Here is a 12125-nt window from a genome sequence, read left to right as displayed (position 1 = left end):
ATCGCGCTATCGCTGATGATGGGCTTCGAAGAGGGCGCCCGCCGTGCGATCTGGGAGACGCCGCTCGCGCACGCGCCGTCCTTGATCAGAAAGCTGCTGGACGAGAAATGGGCGCCGAAGTCGCTCATCAACATCAATTTCCCGGATGCGGATCCCGAGGTAATTAAAGGCGTCGCCGTCACGACGCAGGGCGTCAGAGACCAGGCGCTGCTCGACATCGACAGCCGTATCGATCCCTGGGGCACGCCCTATTTCTGGTTTGGCTTCGAGCGGCGCAAATCGATGCTCATTCCCGGCACCGATCTCGCGGCCATCGCCGAAAACAAAATTTCTGTTACGCCGCTGAGCATCGATCTCACCAATCACGGCGCGTTGAAGGCGTTGAGCGGCAGACTGAGCTGAGCAAGAGCGCAGCCAATACAACCCGCCGCAAAAGTCTCCGTAAAGACGAAATCCTTCCGCGAATTGCGCGCAATCGCAAACTAATCTGATCCAACTCCGGCGATGTGCAATCACTCGCCGGAGGTCACGTCCTTCCTAAAAACGAGCCGTTCTTCTCTGGGGCAGGGTAGGCGGCTTGCCACTACAAGCACTGCAACTCGGGGCATCAAATTCAAATCGCACGGGGTGCGTTTACTCCCCGTTAACCGGTTAAAGGTTAATGGATGGTGCGAGTAGAGGTGCGTACCATGATGAGTTGTTTTGGCGTAGTCGGCCAGTGCGGACGCTTGGACCTCAAGTCCGCGAGTGCCATTTCTCTTATAATAGTAAGTCTTACACTCGCCGGCTGCAGCGCGGACGTTACCCGCTTCGACAGCACGTCATTCGCCTTTAACGATGATCCGGCCACCGGCAGCACCCCGGTGCCGCCCAATCCCGTCTATACAAGTTCGCTAAGCGACAACCAGTCCGTTGGCGGATCGTCGCCGCGCGGGCCTTATGGCGCCGGCGCTTCCTCCGTCCAGGTAGCCGCGCTTCCCGAAGCCACCGGCGCGCCGGGCAGGGCCTACGAGCCGCCTCCGCCGCCCGCCGCATCGCAATCCTATCAGCCCTCCAAGCCCTTTGCCCGCGCACCCCGCGAGCCGAGCCAGGCCCGCTACTCGGCGGCCGCCGAGCACGCGCCGCAGGCCAAGGGCGAAATGATCGAGGTGCAGCCCGGCGATACGCTCTACGGGCTTTCGCGCCGTCATCAGGTATCCCTCAGCGAGCTGACGTCTTTGAACGGCCTCAGCAACCCGAACCTGAAGCCCGGCCAGAAACTCTATCTGCCGGCCGCCGGCGCATCCTCCGATCGCAGCACCTTCGCATCCGCCCAACCCGCCGTGACGGCAACGCCGCCCGCCGCGCCAGTTTCGACAGCAGGAGCCGCGACCTACACCGTGCGTCCGGGTGACTCTCTCTACGGCATCGCGCGCTCCAACGGCGTCAAGTTCGCCGAACTGCAGCAGTTGAACGGCATCAGCGATCCCTCGCGCGTGAAGCCCGGCACCGTTCTGAAAATTCCGAGCGGCAGCGTCGCGACCGAAGCGCCGTCTGCTCCGCAAGCGCCCACGCGCGTCGCCACGTTGACCCCAGAGCCGCGGTTCGCCGCACCTGAAGTTGCGGCTGAAGAGCCTGAACCTGCAACGCCGCCGCAGAAAGCTGCAGCAGCCCCGAGCGAGCCGGCGCCACCCGCCGCTGGCCACGTAGCGCCACTCGTCCCATCCCCGCCGCCCGCGCGCTACGGCGAAGCAACGACGATGCAGCCGACCGTCATCAATGGCGAGAAGCGCGTCGCAGCGCTTTCAGAAAACACGGCGACGGATGCGTCGCCTGACATGCCGGCCGCTCAGCCGGCACCCGCGGCCGCACCTGAACCGGCTGCGGAAAAGCCGGAAGCGGCTGAAAAGCCCGCACAGCCTGAGGAGAAGGTGGCTGTCGCCGTCCCCGCAGCGGTGGCGAGCGCGTCCACCAACACGGGCAAGCTCCGTTGGCCGACGAGCGGCAAGATCATTGCGGGCTTCGGCGGCCGGCCCGACGGCACGCATAACGACGGCATCAATCTCCAGGTGCCGCTCGGAACGGAAGTGCACGCAGCGGAATCCGGCGTCGTTGCCTACGCAGGCAGCGAGCTCAAAGGCTATGGCAACCTCGTGCTGCTTCGCCACGACAACGGCTGGGTGACGGCCTACGCCTACAATGACGAACTGCTCGTGAAGCGCGGCGAGAAGGTGAAACGCGGACAAGTCATCGCCAAGGCCGGCAAGACCGGCTCGGTTGATCAGCCGCAAGTCCACTTCGAATTGCGTCAGGGCTCAAAGCCCGTCGACCCGATTCCGTACCTCGAGAAGCTCTGAGATTAAGAACTGGCGCGGGGCGAATGAAACCGCGTCGCTGTGCCCGCGCTGTGATTGAGGGAAAGACTGGAGCCGGATCCACGATCCGGCTCTTTTTTATTCTATCGTCATCCTCGGCCGAGCGGGCCGTAGGCGCGTCGAAGGCCGGGGAACCAGCGCAAGAATCGCCGACTCCAAGAATATATAGCATCTTCGACGAGTCTTACGCTGGATCCCCGAACGCGCATCGCTGTGCTCACGCGTTCGAGGATGACGACAGACCTAAATCTTATCCGTCGAGACGCCGGTGCGCCCGGCGAGATCCTGCACGTACTGCCAAGCCACACGGCCGGAGCGCGCGCCGCGCGTGGTCGCCCATTCGAGTGCGTCCCGCTCCAGTTCCTCATCACCGATCGTGATGCCGAAGTGTGCGACATACGCCCGGACCATCGCGAGGTAATCGTCCTGGCTGGCGTTATGGAAGCCGAGCCAAAGACCGAAGCGATCCGATAGAGAAACCTTCTCTTCCGTCGCTTCCCCCGGGTTGATCGCGGTGGCACGCTCGTTGTCGATCATGTCGCGCGGCATGAGGTGACGGCGATTGGATGTCGCGTAGAAGATCACATTTTTCGGGCGGCCTTCGATGCCGCCCTCGAGCACGGCCTTCAGTGATTTGTAGCTCGCATCGTCATGGTCGAAGGAGAGATCGTCGCTAAAGACGATGAACCGGTACGGCGCGGCTTTGAGGATGGCGAGGCACTTCGGAAGCGAGCCAATGTCCTCGCGATGAATCTCGACGAGCTTCAGCTTACGATCCTTCCCCAAGGCGTCGGCGTGCGCCGCTTTGACAAGGCTCGATTTACCCATGCCGCGCGCGCCCCAAAGGAGCGCGTTGTTGGCGGGGAGGCCCGCAGCGAAGCGCCGCGTGTTGTCGAGCAGGATGCCGGCCGTCCGGTCGATCCCCTTGAGGAGCTTCAACGGGACGCGGCTGACCTCCGGCACGGGCTCGAAGCTCGACGTGTCGGCCTGCCACACGAACGCATCGGCTGCGGTGAAATCGGCCGAGCGGGTCGGGGGAGGGCTCAACCGTTCAAGAGCGTCGGCGATCCGCTCCAGAAGCGGGCGATAGGCATCTGCATCGGTCATTAAGGAATTCCAAGGGAGCTGAAAGTCCGGCGGGCAGGAGCCCGGAAAAAGCGTGTTTAATCGCTGCGGAAGTCTGTGCCAACGGGCTTTGACCGCCCTATGCGAGGTTGCAAAAGGGCATCGGACCACTATAGTCCGCCCGAATTTGAGGGGCTTAACCCTCCGGCCCATTGGGTTCCGGGGCGGTAGTGCTTATTTCAATCGCTTCCAGAGGACTAACCTTTCCGATGTTTACGACCTCCGCCTTCGCGCAGACCGCCGCTCAAAGCCCAATGGATCCGCTGGGCGGTCTTCTGATCCCCATGCTGGCGATGCTGGCGATCTTCTATTTCCTGCTGATCCGCCCGCAGTCGCAGCGCGCCAAGCAGCTCCGCGAGCGTTTGAACGCTGTACGCCGCGGCGATACGGTCGTCACCGCAGGCGGTATGGTCGGCAAGGTTACGAAGGCCTCCGATACGAGCGATGAAATCGAAGTCGAACTTGCCGACAATTTGAAGGTCCGCATCGTGAAGGGCACCCTTTTGGAAGTGCGCTCCAAGAGCGAACCTGTCAAAGACGCAACGTGATTGAACCTCGTCCGCGTGCGAGAACGTAGCTGCGCCTAGATGCGCGAGTTCTGATCCGCGCATCTCCTGAAAGCCTGAGATCCTATTCCGATGCTGCAATTCACACGCACGAAAATTGCCCTGATCCTGCTGACATGCCTCGCGGGCTTCGTGGTGGCGATGCCGAACTTCTTCTCCAAGGAGACCGTCGCCTCCTGGCCTTCGTTCATGCCGAAGAAGCAGCTGCCGCTGGGCCTCGACCTCCAGGGCGGCGCGCATCTTCTGCTCGCCATGGACCAAGACGAGATCAAGAAGGATTGGATGAACAACTTGCGCGATGAGTCACGCAAGCTCCTCCGCGATGCGAAGATCGGTTTCACCGGTATCGGCGTCCAAGGCACGCAGCTCGTCGTCAAGCTGTCCAAGCCTGAGGAACGCGACGCCGCGATCAAGCAGCTGGACAAGGTCAGGCAGCCGATTGGCAGTGCTGTGCTGGGCACCGGCGGCTACGATGTCGAGGTCTCGGCGGGCAACGATCCCGGCACCGTCATCGTCAAGCCGACGGACGCGGGCATGCGCGCGCGCATCTCCAACGCCGCCGCCGCTTCCATTGAGACGATCAACCGCCGCGTCAACAATTTGGGCACGTCGGAATCGACGATCGTGCGCCAGGGCGCAGACCGCATTCTGATCCAGTTCCCGGGCCTGAAAGATACGAAGGAACTGAAGGCGCTCATCGGCGAAACGGCCAAGCTGACCTTCCACGAAGTTCATCCGTCGATCAGAGCTGACGAAGCGAAGATGTCGACCATCCCCGCGGGCTATAAAATCTACCCGGGCGATAAGAACGAAGGCCCCGCAGAATATCTGCTGCGCGAGCAGCCTGTCGTGCAGGGTGACGATCTCGCCGACGCGCAGCCCGGCTTCGACAACCGCACCAACGAGGCGGTCATCAACTTCCGCTTCAACCAGAGCGGCGCGCGCAAGTTTGGCAACTTCACCAAGGACAATGTCGGTAAGCCGTTTGCGATCGTGCTCGATAACAAGGTGCTCTCGGCGCCCGTGATTCGCGAGCCGATCCTTGGCGGTTCCGGCCAGATTTCGGGCAGCTTTGACGTCGACAGCTCCAACCGGCTCGCCGTTCAGCTGCGCTCGGGCTCATTGCCCGCAAAGCTGACGATCGTTGAAGAGCGCACGGTCGGCCCGTCGCTCGGCGCCGACTCGATCGCCGACGGCCAGCGCGCCGGTATCATCGGCGGCATCGCCGTCGTCATTCTGACAATTCTTGCCTACGGCACGTTCGGCATCTTCGCCTGCGTTGGCCTTCTCGTGCACTTGATTCTGACGCTCGCGCTGATGACACTCATCGGCTCGACGCTAACGCTTCCCGGCATCGCCGGTTTGGTGTTGGGCGTGGCCATGGCCGTCGACGCGAACGTTCTGATCTACGAGCGCATCCGCGAAGAATTGCGGGCAGGCAAATCGCCGATATCCGGCATCGATGCAGGCTTCCAGCGCGCATTCGTAACGATCGCCGACAGTCAGCTGACGACGCTGTGCTGCGCCCTCATCATGTTCTGGCTGGGCTCGGGTCCGATCCGCGGCTTCGCGGTAACGCTGACGATCGGCATCCTGACGTCGATCTTCGCATCCGTGACGGTCGTGAGACTGCTCATCTCGTTCTGGCTCAAGGCTCAGCCCAAGGGCCGCATCCAAATCGTGCCGGTCTAGGAGACCACTTCCCGTGTTGATGAAACTTATACCGGTCTTCAGGGGCTTCGACTTCTTCCCGCACGACCTGCGGTTGCCCTTCATGAAGTTCAAGGCGGCAGCGCTCATCGGCTCCATTGCCGCCATGGCAATCGCCCTGGCCCTTTGCATGACGTACGGCCTGAACTACGGCGTCGACTTCAAGGGCGGCTCGTTGATCGAGCTGCAGGCGAAGAGTGGCAAGGCCGATATTTCTGCGCTGCGCGACAAGCTCAATGGTCTTGGCCTCGGCAACGTCCAGATCCAAGAGTTCGGCACGCCGAGCGACGTGCTCGTGCGTCTCGAGGAGCAGCCCGGCGGAGAAATGGCGCAGCAGCCTGCGGTCCAGAAGGTGATCGACTCCGTCAGCTCCGATTACACCCAGCGTCGCGTCGAGGTCGTCGGCCCCGCCGTCTCCAGCGAATTGCGCATGACGGGCTTCATCGCCGTCGCTGCTGGCCTCTTGGCGATCGTCGCCTACGTCTGGTTCCGCTTCGAATGGCAGTTCGCTCTCGGTGCCATCGTAGCCTTGAGCCATGACGTGATCTTGGTGGCGGGCATATTTGCGTTCTTCCAGCTGGAATTCGATCTCTCCACCGTGGCCGCGCTTCTGACCATTCTTGGATACTCCGTGAACGACACGGTCGTCGTCTCGGACCGAATTCGCGAGAACCTGCGCAAGTTCAAGAAAATGGAGTTGAACGAGCTTTTGAACTTGTCGATCAACGAAACGCTCTCGCGCACCATCTTGACGGGCGTGACCGCGATCGCGGTGCTGATTTCGCTCTATATTTTTGGCGGTGAAGTCATCCGCAGCTTCAACCTCGCGATGCTCTTGGGCGTCGTGATCGGCACCTACTCGTCGATCTTCATCGCCGCGCCGCTGCTGGGCTATCTCGGCGTCAAGCGCGACTGGAGCGATGCTGCAGCCAAAGCGGTTGCCGCCACCAAGACGACCCGCGCGAAGGCTTAAAGCGCGCGCGGGCCGCGAACGAGGAATGCCGCCGGAATGACGCCCGAGACCGAGATCGCCCGTTATCCCTATGAGACGGCGATCACGGCCTATGGCAAAGGCGGCTTCCGTTTCGCGGAAATGAGCCATCGCGGCTCTATCATCTGCCTGCCGAGCGGCGTCTATGCCTGGAACGCAACGGACGCCGAGGCGCTCCAGGACCAAGACATTGACTTCATCTTGAGCCGCCTCGCGCCGCCGATCACCGTGCTGCTCGGCACGGGCGAGAAGCAACTCTGGCCGCCGCCGCACGTCTATGCGGCCTTTGCAAAGGCCGGCATCGGGCTTGAACCGATGTCGACAGGCGCGGCAGCCCGCACGTACAACATTCTCATTGCTGAAAAGCGGCCGATCGCAGCGGCACTGATCGCAGTTCCTTAAGCGGCCGCCGGCAGCGTGCCTCCAATCCGGAAGTGACGTGTGAGCAATTCCAAGACGCCAGCGGTCGATTTCGATGCGGTGCGGTTGGCCGCCCGGTCGTCGGCGCCCGATCGCTTCTATGCGGCGCTCTTCGCACCGGCCGAGGCGCGCGAGGATCTGATCGCACTCGCCGCCTTCTCAGGTGAGATCGAACGCATATCGCGGCAGGTCAGCGAAGCTGCTCTCGGCGAAATCCGCGTGGCCTGGTGGCGGGACGCGTTCCTGAGCCGTGGCGAAAGCGGGCGCTCCGGCAACCCCGTGCTCGATGCCTTCGCCGAGGTCATTCGCCGGCGCGCGCTCTCCCTTGGCGTTATCGAAGACTATCTCGAAGCGCACGCGTCCGCTCTTTACGGCGAGCCGCCCGCGGACGATGCCGCTCTCGCCAAATCGATGCGGGTCATCGACGGCACGCCGCTGCTGTTTGCGGCAACCATCCTGGATATTGAACTGGATGATGATCTGCTCGACGCCGCCGCGCGCGCCTCAGGCTTCGCCCGCATCGGCCGCGAGCTTCCCTTTGCGCTGATGCGAGGACGAGCGCTGATTCCGATCGCCCGGGCGCCAAATCCCTTCGGACCCGAGGAGGCAGAAGACTGGCGCCCGCAAATTGCCTGGCTCGCCGGCGAAGGGCGCAAGGCTCTCGGCGAGGCAAGGCACCGGCTCAAGGGGAAATCGAAAGCGGCCACAACGGCTTTGTTGCCCCTTGCCCTCGTGGAGCCCTATTTTTCCGCTTTGCAGAGCCCTCGGCACGAGCCGGCGCGCGACATCGTGGAGTTCGCGCCTATCGCTCGATTGTGGCGTATTGCACGCGCGCATTGGTCAGGTCGCATCTGACGGCCAAGCGAAGGGGGCAGATGAGCTTTCTTGTGAGACGTGGGCTGCGGGCACTCGCAGCAGGGCTGGTCTTTTCACTGTTCTGGACTGCCGCAAGCGTCCTCGCGCCCGATCGCGCTGAGGCCGGTGCACCCGTCATCACCTGGCGTCTCGAAAATCCATTCCGCTTCTTCACCGATCCGCACGATACCGAGGTCCACCGCGCAACGTTTCGTTCGCTCGGCCCGGCGGGACGCACGTCACCCGTTCTGGCCGCCGAGCACGCGCTGCAGAGCCGCGATCGCGACGGCTGGGCCGCCTCGATGTACCGGAAGACGTGCTGGAACAACAATCGCTTCAAATGCGACGCCTACGACGATTACATCAATCCGTCGAACCACGCCGTCTTCGTTCAGCTGACCGGCATCGAAGATGCATCCGCGCTCAGCTGCCGCTGGCTGACGGCGCCGCGCGGCGATGCCAAAAATCCGCGTGGTGATGTGATCACGCAGCCGTGCAGCGAGCAGGCGCGCTTCGTCGTTCCCTACCCGGGCGGCATGATGGTCACCGTCGAAATCGGCGGGAGAGAAGTTGCGAAGTCGCTGATCAAGGTTCGCGACATTCTCGTTGCCGGCATGGGCGACAGCTTTGCCTCCGGCGAAGGCAATCCCGACCGCGCGGTCCGCTTCTCGCGCGAGCGTTCAGCGGACTACAGCACCATCGGCCTGACCAGCGGGTTGACCGGCTATCCAGCGCGCATCGGGCCCTGGCGCGATTTCGGGGACAAGAACTTCATCAAGGAGAACGCGCGCTGGCTCGACCAAGCGTGCCATCGTTCGCTCTATTCCGGGCAGTTGCGCACGGCCCTGCAGCTTGCCGTCGAAGATCCTCACCGCGCCGTGACGTTCGTTGGCGTATCGTGCGCGGGCGCCGAAGTGACCGACGGACTATTCCTGCGCTACAAGGGCAATGAATGGGTTCCGAACCCGCCGCGGCTTTCTCAAATATCCGCAGTCGCGGAAGCTCAATGCGGAAACATGCCCGCCCAGCCTATGGATCTTCCGGAGGCCTTCCATCAGAACGGCAAGCTCCCGCAGCTGAAGGACATCATTCTGCGCCGCTGCCCGCCGGACGAAGCGCGCAAGATCGATCTTGTTCTGCTCTCGATCGGCGGCAACGATATCGGCTTCTCGCGGCTGCTCGCCAACGCTGTTCTTTCAAATGAATCTTTGCTGCGCCAGCTCGGCGGCTGGCTGGGCCAAGTTCATGGCGAAGCGGAAGCCTCCTCCGAACTGGCGACGTTGGGCGCGAAATATAAGGCGCTCAACCGCGCCATTCACAGCGTCCTCCACGTGCCCTGGCAGGAGAGCGATCGCATCATGCTCGTCGCCTACCCGGGCCTCGCGCTCGAAGGCGACGGCAGCCAGATGTGTGCTGACGGTAATGCCGGCATGGAGGTCGTCCCCGACTTTCAGCTGGACCGCAAAAAGCTGAAGCTCGGCACATGGTTTGCCGACAAGCTGCATCGGTTGATGCGCGACAATGCCTCCGAGTTCGGCTGGACCTTCGTCGAGACCCACCGGCGCGCCTTCATCGGCCGGGGCATCTGCGCGGGCTTGAGCGTCGCAGGCGTGGGCGAAGTCGACGACCTTCGCATCCCGCGCAAGATCGATGGCATCTGGACGCCCTACAATCCGGCCGATTACCAGCCCTATGCTGCGCGCCAGCGCTGGTTCCGCACGCCCAACGATGCCTTCATGACCGGCAATTTCCACGTCGCCGCCGGCATGTTGACGAAGGTTCTGAGCATCGAGCCGTTCGCGCCCTTCCAGCTGATCCTGGCCTCGACGTACTCCGGCGCCTTCCATCCGACGGCTGAAGGTCACGCCGCCATCGCCGACGCCGTCGTCGACAAGGCCCGTGCTGTGCTCGCCAAATACGGGCAGGGCCCCGATGCCGAACCGACGGGCTACGCAGTGCCCTCGCCAGACGACGTTCCGGCCCCAGCTGTCCCTGAGCCCGGCGCGGAAATTCCCGACATCAATTCGGTGTTGAGTAAGCTGCCCGCTGGCGGCGGCGATGGCGGCGTCACGAGCGCGCTGCCAGGGAAGGCCCCGGGTCCGCTCAATGCTTTACCTGATGCGAGCGCGCCATTCTCAGGCGACCTTGATACCCCTTCCGGCGCCACGGTTGGGGTGACCTCAGGCTCAGAAGATCGGGTCCCGTCGGAAGCCGTGGTCGGACCGCCTCCGGTGCAGGCAGTAACAGCGCCTGTGCCATCCTCGCCGGCTGCGCCTCAGGGTACGCCCATCGAGCTGCGTCCGCTCAACCGCACGGCCCCAGAGCCGCTTGTTGACCAGGCACAGCCAGCCCCGGCGCCCAGGGCCGCGCCCATCGATGACGCATTCACACCGAAGCCGTTTGCACCGGCTTCGGGCAGCACGCAGTAGACGCGAGCGGAATTGCCTAGGCAGATTGTTTTGCAGCTGGTGCGGGCTCATCAAGCCAGATGGCGAGATCGGCCAGCGCACGGCGCGACATCGTTCGCTTCTTTTCTCGGCCGCGCTCAGGCCCCTTGAGCCGCTTGCCTTCTTGATCGTGCGTGGGGTTGCTCTCGAGATCGGGAAGCAAGCCGTAGTTAATGTTCATCGGCTGGAACGAGCGCGCCGCGCCGCGCTCGCTGTCGTCGCTGGTGAGATGTCCGCCGGTGATGTGATCGAGTAGCGCGCCAAGCGCCGTCGTCCGGGGTGGTGCAGCTGAAGCGGTACCCATCGCATCGGCCGCGGCAAAGCGGCCCGCCAGCAGGCCAATGGCAGCGCTCTCGATGTAACCTTCGACGCCCGTGATCTGGCCCGCAAAGCGCAGCCGCGGCATCGCTTTCAGCCGCAACGAACGATCGAGCAGCTTCGGCGAATTGAGATACGTATTGCGATGCAAGCCACCGAGCCGCGCGAACTCCGCATTCTGCAGCCCTGGAATCATGCGGAAGATGCGCACCTGCTCGGCGTGCTTCAGCTTCGTCTGGAAACCGACCATGTTCCACAACGTGCCGAGCGCGTTGTCCTGGCGAAGCTGAACGACCGCATAGGGCCAACGCCCCGTGCGCGGATCATCGAGCCCCACGGGTTTCATCGGCCCGTACCGCAGCGTCTCGCGCCCGCGCTCCGCCATCACTTCAACCGGCAAACAGCCGTCGAAATAGGGCGTGGACGCTTCCCATTCTTTGAACGAGGTCTTCTCGCCAGCCAGTAGAGCATCGATGAACGCTTCGTATTCCTCTTTCGACATCGGGCAGTTGAGATAATCAGCACCCGTGCCCGCTGGACCCGCCTTGTCATAACGCGATTGGAACCAGGCAATCGAAGTGTCGATGGAATCGCGGTGAATGACGGGCGCGATCGCATCGAAGAATGCGAGCGAGTCTTCGCCGGTCAGCGCGGCAAGCGCGGCGCTCAACGCCGGTGAGGTCAGCGGCCCGGTCGCAATGATGACGTTCGCCCAATCGTCCGGTGGCAAACCTTCAAGCTCGCCGCGCACGATCGTGATCAGCGGATTGGCCGAAATGCGCGCCGTCACTTCCGCCGAAAATGCGTCGCGATCGACGGCAAGTGCGCCGCCGGCCGGAAGCTTGTGCGCGTCGGCCGCAGCCATGATGAGCGAACCTGCACGCCGAAGCTCTTCATGCAGCAAGCCGACCGCATTGTTTTCCCAGTCGTCGGAACGAAACGAGTTGGAGCAGACGAGTTCGGCAAAGCCATCGGTCTTGTGCGCTTCGGTCGAGCGGACCGGGCGCATCTCGTGCAGCACGACGGGCGTGCCCGTCGCCGCGATCTGATGAGCGGCCTCGGAGCCCGCGAGGCCAGCGCCGATGACGTGAACGGCGGATGTTTTAACGGTATGCACAGCGGCTCCACGAGGTGGGAACGAAGTTCCGGGGATTAATGGATCACTGGGCCCGGTGCTGATCGGCATGTGCGAAGAAAGCACCTCCGCGGCCCACGAGGGATACTTAAGGGGGCGGGCTTGGGCTTGCAACGATTGTTCCCGCGCGGTGCGGACGGCACGCCCAGGGGACGTCAAGCTCAAATATAAGGATTAACCGTTGCCGCCCGCGGCCAGAGATAC

At 63.0% G+C, this 12125-nt stretch carries 10 protein-coding genes; 8 read left to right on the top strand and 2 right to left on the bottom strand.

What is annotated here, in order from left to right; translation table 11 throughout:
• The coding region (surE, locus tag VFG26_RS07180) for a 5'/3'-nucleotidase SurE (protein WP_325023719.1) at positions 1-402 on the top strand (402 nt) is incomplete at its 5' end.
• 287 nt (positions 403-689) lie between these two features.
• Positions 690-2336, top strand: a complete 1647-nt coding sequence (locus VFG26_RS07175) for a LysM peptidoglycan-binding domain-containing protein (protein ID WP_325023717.1) — start codon at positions 690-692, stop codon at positions 2334-2336.
• Between the two features lie 261 nt (positions 2337-2597).
• On the opposite strand, the gene VFG26_RS07170 is transcribed toward VFG26_RS07175, so the two are convergent.
• Positions 2598-3461, bottom strand: a complete 864-nt coding sequence (locus VFG26_RS07170) for an ATP-binding protein (protein ID WP_325023715.1) — start codon at positions 3459-3461, stop codon at positions 2598-2600.
• Between the two features lie 227 nt (positions 3462-3688).
• Between VFG26_RS07170 and yajC the strand changes: the two genes are divergently transcribed.
• The 6 genes from yajC (at position 3689) to VFG26_RS07140 (ending at position 10450) form a co-directional block, all read left to right on the top strand.
• Positions 3689-4027, top strand: a complete 339-nt coding sequence (gene yajC, locus VFG26_RS07165; RefSeq protein WP_325023713.1) for a preprotein translocase subunit YajC — start codon at positions 3689-3691, stop codon at positions 4025-4027.
• A gap of 90 nt (positions 4028-4117) precedes the next feature.
• Complete coding sequence (secD, locus tag VFG26_RS07160) at positions 4118-5737, top strand: protein translocase subunit SecD (protein WP_325023711.1); 1620 nt, start codon at positions 4118-4120, stop codon at positions 5735-5737.
• Positions 5738-5756: 19 nt separating this feature from the next.
• A complete protein-coding gene (secF, locus tag VFG26_RS07155; protein WP_325023709.1) occupies positions 5757-6728 on the top strand; it encodes a protein translocase subunit SecF in 972 nt (323 codons plus the stop codon).
• Positions 6729-6764: 36 nt separating this feature from the next.
• Positions 6765-7148 carry an Mth938-like domain-containing protein gene (locus tag VFG26_RS07150; RefSeq protein ID WP_325023707.1) on the top strand — a complete coding sequence of 128 codons (384 nt, stop codon included), beginning with the start codon at positions 6765-6767 and terminating at the stop codon, positions 7146-7148.
• A 39-nt stretch (positions 7149-7187) separates the two neighbouring features.
• Positions 7188-8021 (top strand): squalene/phytoene synthase family protein, encoded by an 834-nt coding sequence (locus VFG26_RS07145; RefSeq protein ID WP_325023705.1) that lies wholly within the window; start codon positions 7188-7190, stop codon positions 8019-8021.
• 20 nt (positions 8022-8041) lie between these two features.
• Positions 8042-10450, top strand: a complete 2409-nt coding sequence (locus VFG26_RS07140; protein ID WP_325023703.1) for a hypothetical protein — start codon at positions 8042-8044, stop codon at positions 10448-10450.
• 16 nt (positions 10451-10466) lie between these two features.
• On the opposite strand, the gene trmFO is transcribed toward VFG26_RS07140, so the two are convergent.
• Positions 10467-11903: a methylenetetrahydrofolate--tRNA-(uracil(54)-C(5))-methyltransferase (FADH(2)-oxidizing) TrmFO gene (gene trmFO / locus VFG26_RS07135; protein ID WP_325023701.1), complete on the bottom strand. Its 1437-nt coding sequence runs from the start codon at positions 11901-11903 to the stop codon at positions 10467-10469.
• Positions 11904-12125 lie beyond the last annotated feature (222 nt).

The sequence above is a fragment of the Hyphomicrobium sp. genome (assembly GCF_035687085.1).
Classification (GTDB): domain Bacteria; phylum Pseudomonadota; class Alphaproteobacteria; order Rhizobiales; family Hyphomicrobiaceae; genus Hyphomicrobium_B.
The sequence above is the reverse complement of the archived record's forward strand: the minus strand, read 5'-3'. Positions and strand labels throughout refer to the sequence as shown.